At 59.8% G+C, this 16361-nt stretch carries 15 protein-coding genes; 5 read left to right on the forward strand and 10 right to left on the reverse strand.

The features are described 5' to 3' along the window. Positions 1–70: 70 nt before the first annotated feature. Positions 71–1387, reverse strand: a complete 1317-nt coding sequence (locus ACP7BS_RS19930; protein WP_426232425.1) for an ABC transporter substrate-binding protein — start codon at positions 1385–1387, stop codon at positions 71–73. A 169-nt stretch (positions 1388–1556) separates the two neighbouring features. Here ACP7BS_RS19930 and ACP7BS_RS19935 point away from each other — a divergent pair, with 169 nt between their 5' ends. Both ACP7BS_RS19935 and ACP7BS_RS19940 read left to right on the forward strand, forming a co-directional pair. Continuing rightward, positions 1557–2342: an IclR family transcriptional regulator gene (locus ACP7BS_RS19935; RefSeq protein ID WP_426232426.1), complete on the forward strand. Its 786-nt coding sequence runs from the start codon at positions 1557–1559 to the stop codon at positions 2340–2342. Between the two features lie 97 nt (positions 2343–2439). Next, on the forward strand, positions 2440–3276 hold the full coding sequence (locus tag ACP7BS_RS19940) for an amidohydrolase family protein (protein WP_426239506.1): 837 nt from the start codon (positions 2440–2442) through the stop codon (positions 3274–3276). Between the two features lie 33 nt (positions 3277–3309). On the opposite strand, the gene ACP7BS_RS19945 is transcribed toward ACP7BS_RS19940, so the two are convergent. Genes ACP7BS_RS19945 through ACP7BS_RS19955 form a run of 3 tightly spaced genes read right to left on the reverse strand, consistent with a single transcriptional unit; the run spans position 3310 to position 6154 of the window. Next, entirely contained in the window at positions 3310–4443 is a 1134-nt protein-coding gene (locus tag ACP7BS_RS19945) for an extracellular solute-binding protein (RefSeq protein ID WP_426239507.1), read from the reverse strand. Beyond that, on the reverse strand, positions 4440–5600 hold the full coding sequence (locus ACP7BS_RS19950; protein ID WP_426239508.1) for a CaiB/BaiF CoA transferase family protein: 1161 nt from the start codon (positions 5598–5600) through the stop codon (positions 4440–4442). The genes ACP7BS_RS19945 and ACP7BS_RS19950 overlap by 4 nt, the downstream gene beginning before the upstream one ends. Next, positions 5600–6154, reverse strand: a complete 555-nt coding sequence (locus tag ACP7BS_RS19955; protein ID WP_426239509.1) for a MaoC family dehydratase — start codon at positions 6152–6154, stop codon at positions 5600–5602. The genes ACP7BS_RS19950 and ACP7BS_RS19955 overlap by 1 nt, the downstream gene beginning before the upstream one ends. A 358-nt stretch (positions 6155–6512) precedes the next feature. Between ACP7BS_RS19955 and ACP7BS_RS19960 the strand changes: the two genes are divergently transcribed. Continuing rightward, positions 6513–6842: a DUF6074 family protein gene (locus tag ACP7BS_RS19960; RefSeq protein ID WP_426232431.1), complete on the forward strand. Its 330-nt coding sequence runs from the start codon at positions 6513–6515 to the stop codon at positions 6840–6842. A gap of 108 nt (positions 6843–6950) precedes the next feature. Here ACP7BS_RS19960 and ACP7BS_RS19965 read toward each other — a convergent pair whose 3' ends face one another. The 5 genes from ACP7BS_RS19965 to ACP7BS_RS19985 form a co-directional block, all read right to left on the reverse strand. Then, on the reverse strand, positions 6951–8537 hold the full coding sequence (locus tag ACP7BS_RS19965; RefSeq protein WP_426232432.1) for a bifunctional aspartate transaminase/aspartate 4-decarboxylase: 1587 nt from the start codon (positions 8535–8537) through the stop codon (positions 6951–6953). Between the two features lie 29 nt (positions 8538–8566). Then, positions 8567–10252 carry an aspartate-alanine antiporter gene (gene aspT, locus ACP7BS_RS19970; protein WP_426232433.1) on the reverse strand — a complete coding sequence of 562 codons (1686 nt, stop codon included), beginning with the start codon at positions 10250–10252 and terminating at the stop codon, positions 8567–8569. 1221 nt (positions 10253–11473) lie between these two features. Continuing rightward, positions 11474–11911 carry an RpiB/LacA/LacB family sugar-phosphate isomerase gene (locus tag ACP7BS_RS19975; RefSeq protein WP_426232434.1) on the reverse strand — a complete coding sequence of 146 codons (438 nt, stop codon included), beginning with the start codon at positions 11909–11911 and terminating at the stop codon, positions 11474–11476. 27 nt (positions 11912–11938) lie between these two features. Further along, entirely contained in the window at positions 11939–12706 is a 768-nt protein-coding gene (locus ACP7BS_RS19980) for a triose-phosphate isomerase (RefSeq protein WP_426232435.1), read from the reverse strand. Next, positions 12703–13488: a DeoR/GlpR family DNA-binding transcription regulator gene (locus tag ACP7BS_RS19985; RefSeq protein ID WP_426232436.1), complete on the reverse strand. Its 786-nt coding sequence runs from the start codon at positions 13486–13488 to the stop codon at positions 12703–12705. The genes ACP7BS_RS19980 and ACP7BS_RS19985 overlap by 4 nt, the downstream gene beginning before the upstream one ends. A 269-nt stretch (positions 13489–13757) precedes the next feature. On the opposite strand from ACP7BS_RS19985, the gene pncB reads away from it, so the two are divergent. Continuing rightward, positions 13758–15062: a nicotinate phosphoribosyltransferase gene (gene pncB / locus ACP7BS_RS19990; RefSeq protein ID WP_426232437.1), complete on the forward strand. Its 1305-nt coding sequence runs from the start codon at positions 13758–13760 to the stop codon at positions 15060–15062. Positions 15063–15168: 106 nt separating this feature from the next. Here the strand turns inward: pncB and ACP7BS_RS19995 are convergent, their stop codons facing one another. Further along, the gene (locus tag ACP7BS_RS19995) at positions 15169–15432 is read right to left on the reverse strand and encodes a hypothetical protein (protein ID WP_426232438.1); all 264 of its coding nucleotides are present in this window, start codon (positions 15430–15432) and stop codon (positions 15169–15171) included. Positions 15433–15560: 128 nt separating this feature from the next. On the opposite strand from ACP7BS_RS19995, the gene ACP7BS_RS20000 reads away from it, so the two are divergent. Continuing rightward, a complete protein-coding gene (locus tag ACP7BS_RS20000) occupies positions 15561–16250 on the forward strand; it encodes a TetR/AcrR family transcriptional regulator (protein ID WP_426239510.1) in 690 nt (229 codons plus the stop codon). Positions 16251–16361: the final 111 nt, after the last annotated feature.

Raw genomic sequence — 16361 nt, forward strand, 5'->3', positions numbered from 1 at the left:
GCGCCCTTTGATTTGCGCCGGAAATTGAAAGCGGCGCCACGGCAAAAGCCGTGGCGCCGCGTCAGTTCAATCAAAGCTTGCCGGCATCCTGCAGGATGGTCGTGGCCTTTTCGGCAGCGCTATCGAGCGCCTGCTTGGAGGTCTTGTCGCCAAGGATCGCAGCCTGAAGCTCCGGATAGACCGAGTTGGAAATCTCGATCCACTCGGCTGTCTGCGGAACCGGGAAGGCGTGTTTTGCCGCTTCCTGGAAGGCCTGCAGCACTTCGGTCTTGTAGGCGTCGCCCTCGGCGGCCTTGATGTTGAAATCCCAGACGGCGCTGCGTGTCGGCAGTGGACCGGTTGCCGATTCCAGCTTCTGGCTGTCTTCGTTGGTCAGCCACCAGACCAGCGATGCGGCGGCTTCCTTGTTGGCGCAGGATTCCGTAACCGAGAAGCCATGGTGACCGGACCAGCCGGTGCGCTTGCCCGACGAACCTGCCGGCTGAACCTTCACGCCGACATTGCCGGCAACCTTGGAGGATTTCGGATCGTTGAAGAAGCTCGCCCAGCCAGGCCAGTCGAGATTAAGCGCGATCGAGCCGGACGCGAAGCCCTGACCAAGGTCGTCCCAGAGATAGTTGGTGGTGCCGGCCGGAACGGCCTTGTCCTTGTAAAGCTTGACGAACCAGTCGAGCGCGCGCACGCCGGCGTCCGAATTGAAGGCCGGGCGGCCGTCCTTGTCGAGATATTCGCCGCCTTCGGCAACCAGCATTTCGTAGAAGCGGCCGTTGATTGCCTCTTCCTTGCCGGCAAACTGCGTGCCGTAGAATGTCGGCGGCGAGGAGAAGAATTCGGCCTGGTCGGTGACCTGCGCCCAGGTATCTGGCGGTGTCAGGTCATAGCCGTATTTGGCTTTGAATGCGGTCTTCTTGGCTTCGTCCTGATAGAGGCTCTTCTGGTAATACAGCGCCGAAACGTCGAACTGGGCGCGCGGCAGCATGACCAGCTTGCCGTTAAGCGTCGAGGCGGCGATCAGCGCCGGCACGAACTTGGCGATTTCCTCGGCCGGGATCAGCGGCGTCAGGTCGGTGTAGATATCCGGATATTGCGGCGCGAACGACGAATGGTTCGAGCCGACGCACCAGCTGAGGCCACCGGTGGCGATATCCGACTTGATTTCCTTGTCGAGCTCGAAATGGTTCTTCTTCGAGAGGATGTTGACCTTGGCGCCTGTCGCCTTTTCCCACTCGCCGATGCGCTCATAGAGCTTTTCATATTGCTGGCCGCCGATGAGCTTCGCATCGATGGTCACGCCGTCGAATTTGCCGGGCAGGTCTGCGGCTTGTGCCGCGACCGAGCAGGCAAACAACATTACTCCGGCTGATACGCCGGAAAGCAGCTTGTTCATGATTTCTCCTCCTCACGTCCACACCATTCCCAATGGTGGGAATTCCTCATTTGTGAGGAATTGATTTATATACAAACAGCAAATGCACCCTTGCGTCAAGCCGCAACTTTGCTTTGTCGCGCGCCTCGTATGCGTATATGAAGTAAGTCATTTACAGGGGGATGTGTTGATGGACGCTGATGAATCCGACCGTTACCGCGCGCCGGCGCTGGACAAAGGGCTCGATATTCTCGAGCTTCTGGCCGGTGTCGATGGCGGCCTGACGCAGGCCGAGATTTCCAAGAAGCTGGAGCGCAGTCCGAACGAGTTCTACCGCATGCTCGACCGGCTTGTACGGCGCGGTTACGTGACGCGGATCGATGGCGACCGTTATTCGCTGACGCTCAAGCTGTTCGGTCTGGCGCAGCTGCATGCGCCGGTCCGGCGGCTGGCATCCTATGCGACGCCGCTGATGCGCGAGCTTGCTCAACGCAGCCGCCAAGCCAATCACCTCGCGGTGTTCGACCGTGGTTTTGCCGTGGTGATTGCCCAGCAGGAAGCCCCGGATTACTGGGGCATCTCGATCCGGGTCGGCTCGCATATCAGCCTGTTCGATACCGGATCTGGGCATGTGCTGCTCGCCTTCCGCAGCGAGGAAGAGCGCCAGATGATGATTTCCGAACATGTCAAAAGCCAGTCGGAGCCACCGCTGTCTGAGGACTTCTTCGAACGGCTCGACCGTATCCGCCAGCGCGGCTACGAAATGATGGCCAGCGCGCAGACCGCCGGCGTCTACAATCTGTCAGCGCCGATCCTGGGGCCGGACGGGCGCGGCATTGCCGCATTGACCTGCCCCTATATCGCGCTGGTCAACGCCCCGTCCGCACCGGATATCACCGAGAGCATTGCGCTGTTGCAAAAGACCGCTGCGCAGCTTTCGCTGCTGGCCGGATCGGACGTGAACCACGCGGAATGAGCATCGGTTAGATACACGGGTAGAGGCTGAAATTCCTATTTGAATGATATCTTCTTATGTGAAATAGTTGATTGGGACGCCGGGGAGGGCACAAGAGATGATCATCGACACCCATTTGCACCTGATCGACAGGGCCGCACTTGCCTATCCGTGGCTGTCGGGCGTACCGGCGCTCGATCGCGATTTTCTCTATGAAACCTATGCGACAGAGGCAAAACGCTGTGGCATTGGCGCCGCCCTTCATATGGAGGTCGATGTCGATACTGCGCAGATTGAAGCTGAAATCGACTATGTCCAGGATCTTTCCAAACGCCCCGAAAACCTGATTGCCGGCGCTATCGCCGCCTGCCGCCCCGAAGAAGCGGGTTTTGCCGCCTATCTTGAGCGGCAACAGGCAAATCCGTTCGTCAAGGGTTTCCGCCGCGTGCTGCATGTCGTGCCCGATGATGTGTCGGAAGGCGGGCTGTTTCGCGAGAATATCAAGCGGCTGGGCGTAACCGGCCTGTCCTTCGACCTCTGCGTCCTGCCGCATCAGATCCCGAAAGCCATTGCGCTTGCCGATCTTGCGCCGGACGTTCAGTTCATCCTCGACCATTGCGGCGTCCCGGACGTCGCTTCCGGCGCGGTGCAGCCGTGGCGGGACAATATGACCGAGATTGGCAAACGCCCGAACGTGACCGCCAAGATTTCCGGCGTCGTCGCCTATGCCGAAGCGGAAAGCTGGTCTGTCGAGACGCTGCGCCCCTATGTCGAGCACACGATCGCGCAATTCGGCTGGGATCGCGTCGTCTGGGGCAGCGACTGGCCGGTCTGCACGCTGGGCGGTGGCCTGTCGACCTGGATGGCCGCAACCCACGCGCTGCTGACCGGTTGTTCGCAAGGCGAGCGCGACAAGCTGTTTTCGGGCAACGCCAAGAAACTTTGGCGGCTCTAAACAGGCGGCCGGCGTGATCCGCCGCCCTGCTTCTTATCGAAAGCTCTCTGCAAACAATCGGTTGATGTCGCCGATAACCGTCCTGGCCGATTGACGCTGCAGCAGGCCTTCGTTCAAGCGGTCTGATGCAGCTTGCTGGAAGGCCATGTAACCATCGTGACGCGGCCGGACCCAGGCCGAATCCAGTGTCGCGCGGGTGGCGCGGTAGAAGTGGGCGGTGGCGAGGTTGACGCCAACATCTTCCCACGCTTGCGCATGGCCGGGCTGTCCGCCCGCAACGGCGTAATCTGCTTTCTGGACTTCGCCGCTGGCGATCCAGTAGGCAAAGTCGATGGCGGCGTCCGGGTTCTCGGAGAAGGCTGAAATGGCAATACCGGTCCCGCCCAGCGCCGAACCTGATGGCCCGTTCTCGCCCACCGGCGGAATATCGCCGAAACGGATGAGTCCAGGCCGGAAATCCTTCACCGAATAGCTGACATAGCCATAGATCAGCGGCGAGACGACAGCTTTTGCCTCGGGCACTGCCATCCGCTCCAGAACCGCGATCGGGTCCATCTCGAAACAGGCAGGATCAACCAGAGCGGCGATCTCGCGCAGCATTTCGAAAACCTGGATGCCGGTCTCGACGTCGATCAGTTCGCTTGGCCCCCCAACAGCGCAACGCCGCCCGAGATTGCCGCACAGCGTATAAAAGCTCATCAGCGAATGGGGCGGGCGCAGCGGGATAAGGACTTTTCCTTCCCGCGCCAGCTCAAGCACCTCGGTCCAATTGACGGGCGGTGCGGCCTGCAGATCAGGCCGCCAGGCCTGTACCTGCGTTGCCGCATCGATCGGAAAAGCCCATTGGCGGCCCTGCCAGGTATAACTCGGATAGGACTGCCCGACACTGGCGGCCGCCAGCGCGGCTCGCTCGTTTTCGCGGCCGGCGACATCCAGAGGCAGCAGGCATTTCTCATGGGTGATCTGCCCGACATGCGGGTGGTCGATGACGATGAGGTCGAACTGTTTTGCCAATTCCTCTACCGGAAATGTTTCGAAATCCTGCAGAGAACGTTTTTCCCATTCGACCCTGACGCCGGTTTCGCCGAACCAGCGGCTCGAGCAGGCGACCATCGGATCGTAGCCGCGCGGATGGTTCCAGGTCATGCCTTTGAGTGTAATGGTCATAGGCCGAACTCGTCGCGAATAGCCTGGCTGTGTTCGCCGATGCGGGGTGCTGCACGATCGACCTTGGCCCGCACACCGTTGACGCGGAGCGGCGAGCGGGTCGTGGTGATCGAAATTTTGTCCTCGCGGGTGACCGTCTGCAGCATGTCGAGAACCTGAAAGCCCTCGCTCTCCAGTAGCTCGTTCCAGTTCAGTACCCGGGCGCACCAGATATCCGCCGGTTCGAGGATTGCCAGCCACTCGTCGGTGGTCTTGATGGCAATGCGCCTGGCGATCAGCGCCTTGATCTCGTCGCGGGCGGTAAACCAGGTGGATGAGTTGTCGCGGTAGGGCGCAAGCTCGTCCATGCCGAGCAGATCGGCAAGCTTGGGGATCGGCGTCATGGCGATGGCGAGATAGCCGTCGGCCGCCGCATAGACGCCGTATGGAGCCGAAAGATACGCATGGGCACTGCGAAAGTTTGCCCGCTTCGGCAATCGCCGTCCGTCGTTCAGATGGGTCGTCAAAACCTCGAACTGGAAATCGACCAGGGCTTCGAGCAGGCTGGTCTCGACATGGCTGCCGGTGCCCTTGATGCTGCGGCGGACGAGCGCCGCCAGAATGCCCTGGGCAAGGGCTGCACCGGCCAGCATGTCACCGATCGCCAGGCCGAAAGGAACCGGCCCCTGATCCTCATCGCCGTTCAGCCACATCACGCCCGAACGCGATTGTGCCAAAAGGTCTTGTCCCGGCCGTTTGACCCAGGGGCCTTCCTCACCATAGCCGCTGATCGATGCGTAGACGAGTCGCGGATTGATGGCCTTGACGGCCTCGTAATCCAGCCCAAGCCGCTCGATGACACCGGGCCGGAAATTCTGGATCAGCACGTCGGCCTGAGCGAGCAGCGTCCGCAGCGAAGCCAGATCCTTCTCGTCCTTCAGATCGATGGCCAGGCTTTCCTTCGCCCGGTTGATCGCATGGAAGATGGTGGAATCGCCGCCGATCTCGGTATCGCTCAGATAGAGGCGCCGCGACAGGTCGCCGCCATCCGGCCGCTCGATCTTGATGACGCGGGCGCCAAGATCCATCAATCGTAGGGAGCAGTAGGGACCGGACAGGAACTGGCTGAGATCGACGACGATCAGGCCGGCGAGGGGAAGGTCGGTATCTGCTGACATTATTGTTTTTCCGTCTTGCCGGCAAAATCGGCCGGGTTCTTGTATTTTACGGTCTGCAGATGCTCGCAGTAGAGCACCAGTTCGCCCTCGCCCTTGAACACCTCGTAACTGGCGCGGATCAGGCCCATGTCCTTGTAGCGCGGCGCCTTATCCAGGTTGGTGCGGATGGCGTAGATCGTATCGCCGATGAAGACCGGCTTGATGAAGCGCAGCTTGTCATAGCCATAGGAAAAGGCGTTGACGCAGTTGGTGGCGACAAGCCCGAGGCCGGCGGAGAACACGAACGCACCGGCAATCAGCCGCTTGCCGAAAATGCCTTCGCGCTCGGCAAACATCTGGTCCTGCACATAAGGATGAATATCGGTGACCAGCATGTTGAACAGATGGCTGTCGCCCTCGGCCATGGTGCGCCGCAAAGAGCGGATGCGCTGTCCGGCCGGCCAATCCTCATAAAACCAGTTTTCGGCATTCCAGACCGGAAGCGAGGCATGGTCCGTCGGCATGTCCGAAGGGTGAGTGGAGGACACGCCCACGGTTGGGGAAAGGGTGCTCATGGCTTTCCCGCCACGCGAATTCCGCCTCGCCTTGTCATGTCCATGTGCGTCCTCCAGTTTTCTTATGTAAAGAAGATTTTCACATATGGATGATTTTTGCAAGCGGCAACCGACGTTTGCGCGCACTTGCGGCCGGCTGCGATGAGCGCGCGGAAGCAAAACAAGGTGCAATCTGATGAGGGGAATGAACGGCAGGGCGGGAAATGCGGGAGGGTAGATGAATGTGATGCGTTACCCGGATTGACCGGCTTGAACACTCCATCCCGCCTGAAAGGGCTTTTTCGGCTGCTAAAACCGGCAAAGCCCGCCGCTGGATACCAAGCGTTAACTATATGCTTTGTAAATCAGAATCACCAACATGGAGAACCGCCTGATGAGTGCTGCGTTGAAGGATGTGCGTTTTTCGGAAACGGAAGACCGGGTTGTGCCGTTCCCGCTGTCGGGGCAGGCCAGCACCATCAGACGCTGCGCCCGCGAGCTTGAAAACGTCCATGGCGACGAGGCTCTGCAGTATTGGAAAACCGAATGCCGCGCGCTGGCGGAGCGCCTGAGCAATCTGGGCTGCTCCGAGGAAGCCGTCCGCCACCAGGTCATGTCTTTCCAAACGGAAGTCCAGGTGGAGATGATGCGGCGTTATTCGGACCGTTTGGCGGCTGAGGCCCAGGACGGCTATACGCTTAATTCCTGACAGGTCCGCCAGTCCGGCCGCAAACATCGAGACTTCGGAGCCTCCGGAAAGGGCACAGGAAAAGGGCAGGTGGACCTGCCCTTTTGTCGTTGTGACGAATTGGTTCCGCTACTTCTTTTTCTGGAACGTCTCGTAATATTCGTCCGCCATGGAACGCAACGAGCGGCCGATGGCGGCGTATTCGAATTCGTTGAGATTGGCGAGGGAGGCGCGTCCGGCCGGTTGCTGCGTACCGAAACCACGGCCGGGAAGCAGCACGATACCGGTCTCTTCGGCAATGCGGAACAGCAGCTCGTTGGTCGAGAACGTCTCCTTGACCCATTTGGCGAACTCGGGGCCGTAAAGTTTCAGGGAAATGTCTTCCAGGTCGAGCAGGGTATAATAATCGACCGAATTCGGGTTGTCGGTGACGGGAATACCGAGCTCCCGGTAAAGCGCCGATTCACGGTTGCGAATGACCTTCTTCAGCGTCGACTTGTAGACATCGTTCTCGTCCATCAGCGCAAACAGCGAGAACAGCACCATCTGCACCTGCTGCGGCGTCGATAGGCCGGCGGTATGGTTGAGCGCCACGGTGCGGCTGTCAGCCACCAGCCGGTCGATGAATTTCAGCGAGCTGACATCAGGCAGCAGGGAGCCGTAGCGCCGGTCAAGCGCGGTCTTGATGGCCTTGGGCAGTTCGCGCAGTTTGCCATCGAGGATATTGTCCTGATGGGTGGCGATGACGCCAAGACGCCAACCGGTCGCGCCGAAGTATTTTGAGAAGGAATAGACCAGGATCGTGTTGTTCGGGCAGATCGCAAACAGCGAGCGGAAGTCATCGGCAAAGGTGCCGTAGACGTCGTCGGTGAGAATGATCAGGTCCGGACGGTGGTTCTTGACGATATCGGCGATCTTGTTGAGGCTGCGGTCGTCGAGCTTCACCGAGGGCGGGTTGCTTGGGTTGATGCAGAAGAACACCTTGATGTCAGGGTCCTTCAGCTTTTCGAGCTCCTCGTCGGTATATTGCCAGCCCTGTTTCGGATCGGCATTGATCGCCACTTCCTTCAGGCCATATTCGTCCAGTTCCGGAATTTCGATATACGGGGTGAAGACCGGCATGCCGATGGCCACCTTGTCACCCTTGGTGACGATGCCGTTCTGCTTCAGGGTGTTGAAGATATAGGTCATCGCCGCCGTGCCGCCTTCGACGGCGAAGACATCGACATTTCCAGCCGATAGCGACCCGCCGATCATTTCCTTGACGATGTACTGGCGGACGATCTGCTCGCTGATCTTCAGCATGCGCGGCGGGACCGGATAGTTGCAGCCGAGAATGCCCTCGACCATTTCATGCAGGAACTGCGAGCCGGACAGGCCAAGCTGATCGCGCACATAGCTCAGCGCCCGCTGCAGGAAGGCGACGCCCGCCTGATCGCGGTTCTCGCTGGTAAAGCGCTCGAAGCGCGCCTCGATGCCCTCGATATTGGGCAGGCCGCCGATCCATTTCTGCATGTAGGAATAGGACAGTTCGGATTCCGACGCGGCAAAAAGCCCAAGGCGGAAAAAGGCGCGGCGCGGTAGTGTGGCCAGGAAATTCGGATTGCCGCGCCCGGCATTCAGCATTGTCCGGTTTTCCTTGGCCGAAGCCAGCTTGATCAGTTCGTCCTTGAGCTCGAACGGGCTCAGTTTTTCAAAGCTGCTATAGTCGGTCATGAGGTTCACTCCTTGCAAAGTCGAACAAGTCAGACGAAAGCGACGACGAGCGGGCCGAGCAATGTCAGGAAGACATTGGCCAGCGCGTAAGTGATGGCGAAGGGTGTGGTTGGAACGGTATTTCCGGCCTTGTCGAGGATTTCGCCGAAGGCAGGGTTGGCGCTGCGCGATCCGGACAGCGCGCCGGCGAAGATGGCGGTGTTGTCATAGTGCAGGATATAGCGGCCCACCAGCATGGTGATGATCAGCGGCAGGATGGTGACGACGACGCCGATCAGGAAGATCGAAATGCCGTTTGCAGCGATCGTGTGTACGGCCTGTTGTCCCGATTGCAGCCCGACGACGGCAACGAAGCCGGCAAGGCCGAGATCGCGCAGCAGCGTCGAGGCTGCCGTCGGCATGTTGCCGAGCGCCATGTTGCGGCTGCGGTACCAGCCGAAGGCGAGACCCGCCAGCAGGGCGCCGCCGCCGCTGCCGAGCGTCAGCGGAATGGAGCCGATGCGAATGACCGCAAGTCCGACCAGCAGACCGACGACGATGCCCAGCCCATGGAAGACGAAATCGGTCTTGTCGCTGGGCACGATCACCGTTCCGACGCGCTTGGCGATACGCTGCAGATCTTCCTGCAGGCCATGCACGGTCACGACGTCACCGGCTTCTATGCGGGTATCGGCCGCAAGCGTCAACGGATTGCCGGCGCGCTTGACCTGCAGAACGAAGACGCCGTGCCGCAACTCCTTGGTCGCCTCGATGATTTCGGCGACCGTCTTTCCGGCATAGTCCTTGTTGCCGATAACGACATCCCGTGTTGCCACGACCATGTCCATGCCGTCGGACGACTGGGTTTCGGGCCCGATGGTGTTGGCCATGCCAACCACGCCGGCGCGGCGGCCGACCACGAGAACAATGTCATCGGCCTGGAGTTTGAGATCGGGTTCGACGCCGATGATGGCACCGGCACGCTTGACCCGTTCGATGGCAATGGCTGCCCCGGTTGCGCCCGCCTCGATCTCGCCAATGCTGCGGCCAGCGGCCTGCCCGACCTGGAACAGGCGTCCGACCAGATCGGGAAGGGCAGGGGTTTCGCCGGGGCCATAGACCTTTGCACCGGCCAGCATTTCGGCCTCGGCCTTGACCGCGTCGTCGCGGATGCTGCGGCCCATGAACCAGGGCAGGATGTTGACGCAGACGATGATCGCCCCGAAGGAACCGAAAATATAGGTGACGGCATAGCCGATGGCGACATTGGCCTGCAGACGCTGGGTCTCGTCGGCCGCAAGGCCGAGCTTGCCGATCGCCGAACTGGCAGTGCCGATGATCGCCGACTGGGTAAGACCGCCAGCAGCGATGCCTGCGGCAAGCCCTTTGTCGAGACCGAACATCCTGGCCAGAACGACAACGGTCACCAGACCGCTGATGGCGAGTACGGCCGCCATGATGATCTCGCGGATCGACTTGCGCCCGAGCGAGCGGAAGAATTGCGGCCCACTCTCGAAACCGACGGCATAGATGAACAGTGCGAAAAGAACCGCCTTGATGCCATTGTCGATGGTGATGCCGATCTGACTGAGCACGACCGCGACCAGAAGCGAGCCGGCGACGCCGCCGAGCTGGAATTTGCCGAATTGGAACTTGCCGAGCCAGTATCCCCCGGCCAGCGAAAGAAACAGAGCGATTTCAGGAGATTGGTGAAAAATCGACTGCAGGAATGACATGGGGCCCCTCCGTATCAACGCAGCTTGTACGCTTGCACCTGATCAGAAGGGAGGGTTGCGGTGGGGTCAAGAACAAACTTGCGCGGGAAGATTAACGGCCTTCCGCTTTTGTGCAGATTTGAGACTCATCGCCAAAAAAGCCGCCGGGCGGGGACATATCGCTGGCGCTCCTGATAGGGCATACCGGTTTTCCTCTTATCGGCCGACACGAACGGCAGCAAAAAGCATCCCCGCGCGGTGTCCGCCGTGGTTTTCAAAACATGCACTCAATCGGACGGGGCACTGGAAACCGCCTCTAATGAGTAAATATGTTTGACGCTTTCCAGCGCCCCGTTTGGCGTTCTCTCGGGAGCTTTCCTCCCTACAGACCCCGACTGCGGATTCTCTGACCCGGGACGATCGCCGCGACATAGGGTTCCGGTTCCGGCATTAAGCTCACGGCTCCGGTACGTCACGGTTCTCGACCCGGCATGCGTGCCACACAGGCACACCCGCCCCAGAGGGACAGGGGGAATCCATTTTCCGGGGGCTCTCCTTCCGGTCCGCCTGACGTTCGCAGCCTCCTCATCGGAGACCACGAGGCTTCACGTGGAGCGCCAGCCCTGCCTCGCCGCAAACGTCTTGCGGTGCATCCGTGACAGAACGCCATGATCATGGCACGGTTTTTTTGGGCGGGGATTCTGGGGGCAGACAATTGGGAGAAAACTGTTCGATATCAATGTCCTGGTCTGTTGCATCCCGTTTGAACATCCCCGGCGGTTTGGGAAAAACATGTTTTTGAGACTGGACTTGCCTGCGCGTTGCTTTTTGTCGCCTGGCACGATCTGCACGCAGGGCAGCGTGGCGAAGGACTGGAGCTGAGCGCCGTAGCGAAAACGCCTAGTTTCGCTGGGCGTTCAAACTCATGTCATTTTCTACGCATTTTGCAGGTCATTTGGAAAATATGCGATTGCCAAACTCTCCGTCATTCCTGTGCTCGTCACAGGAATCCAGCCAGCTCAAGTCCTTGAGCTGAAAGAGTCTTTTGACCCGACAGACGTCGGGTCGCTGGATCCCCGCCACAAGGGCTGACATGACGGAGAGTGGAGTGCTGCTCTCGTCAGGTCGCGAATTTCGGGTTTGTCACCCCAAACAAAAACGCCCGGCATTTTCGCCGGGCGCTCATTCTGCAGGATGTGAGGGAGGATCTACATATCCTGCGGAAGGTGTTTGATCAGGGTATCACTTGCCGGCGTCGAGGCGGTCGATGGCCTCGACATTGCCGGCCGATGAGCCGTTCGGATCGAATTCGGATTCCAGCCACTTGTCGACGATGGCCTTGGCCAGTTCCGGCCCGATGACACGGGCGCCCATGGTGATGATCTGGGCATTGTTGGACTTGGCGGCGCGCTCGGCCGAATAGGTATCGTGGGTCAGGGCTGCGCGGATGCCGGGCACCTTGTTGGCCGAGATCGAGACACCGATGCCGGTGCCGCAGATCAGGATGCCGCGGTCGTTCTGGCCGTTGACGATGGTTTCGGCCAATCCCTTGGACAAGTCGGCATAGAAGCCGGACTGGCTGAGATTGGAGACTTCAAGGCCGCTCTTGGTGGCGAGATGGGCTTCGATGACGTCGAGAAGCGGCTTGCCTGCGCTGTCGGCGCCGATTGCGATTTTCATGGCTGTATCCTTCCGTTGACGGTTGTTTCAGAGCGCCGAGGCGACGCGGTTGAGAATGTCGAGATAGCCTGCGATATCCCAGGCCGAGCGGCCGATGAACAGGCCGTCTATATGCGGTTTGGCAATCAGCTCTTCGCAATTGCCGGGATTGACGCTGCCGCCGTAGAGAACCGGCACGGAAACGCCAAGGCTGGCCTTCGCCCACCCGGCGATCAGGGCGTGGCGCTCGTCGGCATAAGCGGATGAGGCGGGAATGCCGTTGACGCCGATTGCCCAGACGGGCTCGTAGGCAAGCAAGATAGGCTTGGCCTTGTCGGCTCCTTCGAGCAGCGCAAGAGCGCCTTCGACCTGGCGGCGCAGGACGATATCGGCCTGTCCGGCTTCGCGTTCGGCCAGCGTTTCGCCGATGCAGACCAGCGGGATCAGGCCATGGCGGACAGCAGCGGCCGTCTTCAAGCCCACCGTGCGGTCCGTTTCGCCAAAATGTTCGCGCCGTTCGCTGTGGCCGAGCTCGACGATGTCGAGGTTGCAATCCTTGAGCATGACCGGCGAAATTTCACCGGTCCAGGCGCCGGCATCATCCCAATGCATGTTTTGCGCGCCGACCTTGACGCTGGTTGCGGCAAGCCGATCCTTCACCTGACGGGTAGCCGTGAACGGCGGAATGACGAAACGCTGGACGCGGTTGTCGCGTGCAGCATCGGCCTCTGCCAGTCCATCAGCAAAAACCATCGCCTCGGCGAGCGTCTTGTTCATCTTCCAGCTGGTACCAACCCAGACCGATGTTTTTGTCATGCTATTTCCTCCGCGGTCTTGCCGCTAATCTTCTGAAGCGTGATGCCGGCCTCCTTGAGGCCTTGTTCGAAGGACGGTTCGATTTCCGCGCCGGTCAGGACCATGTCGAATGCGTCCAGCCCGGTCAGGAAATGCAGGGCGGATTTGCCGAACTTGCCGTGATCGACAAGCAGGACGCTGCGCGCCGCCGACGTCATCATCTGCCGCTTGGTCTGGACGACTTCCTGATCCTGATGGAAGGCGGACGCGCCATGGATGGCCGAGCTCGACAGGAACGCCATGTCGGCTCTGAGCGAGCGCAGGGCCTCTTCCGTGGTGATGCCGAAAAAGCCGTTGAACTTCTTTGAATACTGGCCTCCGAGCGAGATGACATCGATCCCGGCGACCGCGGCCAGCTTGTTGATCACGCCGAGATTGTTGGTGATCACCGTTAGGGGCCGGATCTCCTTGAGATAGTCGGCCACACCGCCTGCCGTCGAGCCATCGTCGATGATGATGATCTGGCCGGGCTCGATCAGCGTCGCCGCATGCTGCGCCAGCCGCCGTTTTTCTTCCGCAGCGATCTTTTCGCGATAACGGAAATCACTCTCGAACTGCGGGCTGGACTGGATCGAGGCGCCGCCATGCACCTTGCGCAAAAGACCGGCCTGCTCGAGATCGTCGAGATCGCGATGCACGGTCATCTTGCTGACGACGAACCGCCCGGCGAGATCCTCGACCGAGGCCGAGCCCATTTCCATCAGGATATCCATGATCGCTTGGCGCCGGTCTTCAGGCTTCATCGGGATGCTCTCGCACGATTGTGATGGTTTTAAAGATAACGATTATTGTGATAAATTCAACCACATGAATGATACTATGTGATATTTTGTTGTGATGACATGGTTTATGTCATTCCATGACCGGCGGCAAACGCCCTCCCGCCGCGCTTTCAGCTTTGGAGATTTGCTTTGTTGCATCAATCTGTTGCGGCGAGGCCGAATGCCGTGTCATGACAGTAAGGTGAACCATGGGCATAGCCATTGGGTACCGGAGCGCGGAGAGACCTTTCATGACCAAGACGGACATCGCTCGCCGGGTCTACGACAATGCCTGGAAACTCGATCCTGTTGTGCGCAGCCTGCTCGATACGGATTTCTACAAGCTTTTGATGCTCCAGATGATCTGGCGCCTCTACCCGGAGGTCGATGCAACCTTCTCGGTGATCAACCGCACCAAGACCGTGCTTTTGACCGACGAGATCGACGAGCAGGAACTGCGCGAGCAGCTCGATTATGTGCGCGGCCTGCGGTTCACCAAGAAGGAAATGATCTGGCTCGCCGGCAACACGTTCTATGGCAAGAAGCAGATCTTCGCCCCGGACTTCCTTGCCTGGCTCGCCGATTTCCAGCTGCCGGACTACGAACTCTCCCGCAAACACGGTCAATACGAGTTGACCTTCCCTGGCAAATGGACCCACACGTCCATGTGGGAGATCCCGGCCTTGGCGATCATCAACGAACTGCGATCCCGCACCGCCATGAAGGACATGGGGCCGTTTGCGCTGGATGTGCTTTACGCCCGCGCCAAAGCCAAGATGTGGTCGAAGGTCGAGCAGCTCAAGATCCATCCGGATCTGCGCATTTCCGATTTCGGCACGCGCCGCCGTCATAGTTTCCTGTGGCAGCGCTGGTGCGTCGAGGCGCTGAAGGAAGGCATCGGCAAATCCTTTTCCGGCACCAGCAACGTGCTTCTCGCCATGGATACCGACCTCGAAGCACTCGGCACCAACGCGCACGAACTGCCGATGGTGGTGGCGGCGCTGGCCCGCAGCGACCAGGAACTCGGCCTGGCGCCCTACAAGGTTCTGCAGGACTGGAACCAGCTGTATGGCGGCAACCTGCTGATCGTTCTGCCCGATGCGTTCGGCACGGCGGCGTTCCTGCGCAATGCTCCGGATTGGGTTGCCGACTGGACCGGCTTCCGGCCCGACAGCGCACCGCCGATCGAAGGCGGCGAAAAAATCATCGCCTGGTGGAAGAAGATGGGACGCGATCCCAAGGAAAAGCTGCTGATTTTCTCGGACGGTCTGGATGTCGAAACGATCCTGGAAACCTACCGGCATTTTCAGGGGCGCGTGCGCATGAGTTTCGGCTGGGGGACCAACCTGACGAACGATTTTGCCGGCTGCGCGCCGACGCAAATCAGCGGCCTCAATCCGATTTCCATCGTCTGCAAGGTCAGCGATGCCAACGGCCATCCGGCTGTCAAACTGTCGGACAATCCGCGCAAGGCGACGGGCGAGCCTTCGGAAGTCGAACGCTATCTCACGTTCTTCGGAACGGAAGATTTTGCCGAGCTGGACGTCAAGGTCTGAGCGTGGGCCGCCGAAGGTGATCCCATAAAAAAACCCAGCCGGCGGAGGTGCCCGGCTGGGTCTGTTGCGCATTCTTTTGAGGGATGCGCCGGGAGAACTGGTCTCGTTACGCGCTCATACGTAGACAGTCGGAGCGCGAAGCGAGCGGATGGACCATCGACAGCAGGCGGCGCTTGGGAGCCGCGAGCAGGTTGGCCGTATGATTTTTGGCGCTCACCGTTCCCGGCTGCATCTGGCGAAGGGCGCTGGCAGCGGAGTAGAGAAGCGTTTTCATTTCATTGGTCGTGACGCCATCCGCACGCATAACGGCACGGATCATCGGGTCCAGCAGGACCTCATGGATGGTCAGATCACTGTTTGCCTGGTGCATTGGGGTATTCCTTCGGGTTCGTCGTCTTTTCCGGCGGGCGGATCCCGGCCGGTGTCTTAAACTTGACATCGTTGCATTGCGGTGTTACTAGTAAGTAACATTCGAATAGTTACCGACCGGTCACACCTATGTCAAGAAGCCTCGTCAATAAAAATTCGAAATCCGTATCGTCTGCGAAACCGGCAGATGTAAGGCTGGAAAACGGTGACGCTGTGCAGGTGCGCCAGGCGCCGCGCGATCGTATTGTTTCAACGGCTTGTGAGCTGTTCCGGCAACACGGCATCCGCGGTATCGGCGTCGATGCGATCGCCGAAGCTGCCGAGACCAACAAGATGACGCTCTACCGTCATTTCGGCTCGAAAGACGACCTCATCTGCGAGACATTGCGGTTCACCTCGGAAAAAGCCGCCGCCTTCTGGGATCAGCTCGAAGCCTCCCATCCAAACGATCCGATGGCGCAGCTTCACAGCTGGGTGAAAGCCCGGGCACGGTGTCTAGCCGACGATAAATATGGCTGTGACCTCGCCAATGCGGCGGTTGAACTGAAGGAGCAGGGCCATCCCGCCCATGCGGTGATCGAAAACTTCAAGCTCGACCAACAACGCCGTCTTGAAAAGCTTTGTCGCGATGCCGGCGTGAGCGAGCCGGAGCTGCTCTCCGATACCCTGTCCATGCTGATGGAGGGCGCGCAGGTGAGCAAGCTGGCGACCGGCAGCGAAGGCCCGTCGATGCGCTTCTTGCGCGCCTGCGAGGCGGCGATCGCCTCTTTCCGCCAGCCGGCGAACGCTGCGGCCGAAGCCGTTGGCTCCGACGCCTGAAACGGCCTGTACGATCTTGCCCGCATAGGATGATGGCCGCTTACATCGAAGCTTTCGATGGAACAAATTGGCGTCGCGTCCATTTACTCGGTGATTGAAAAGCGTTGCCCT

The sequence above is a fragment of the Pararhizobium sp. DWP1-1-3 genome (assembly GCF_049896125.1).
Lineage (GTDB): Bacteria > Pseudomonadota > Alphaproteobacteria > Rhizobiales > Rhizobiaceae > Pararhizobium.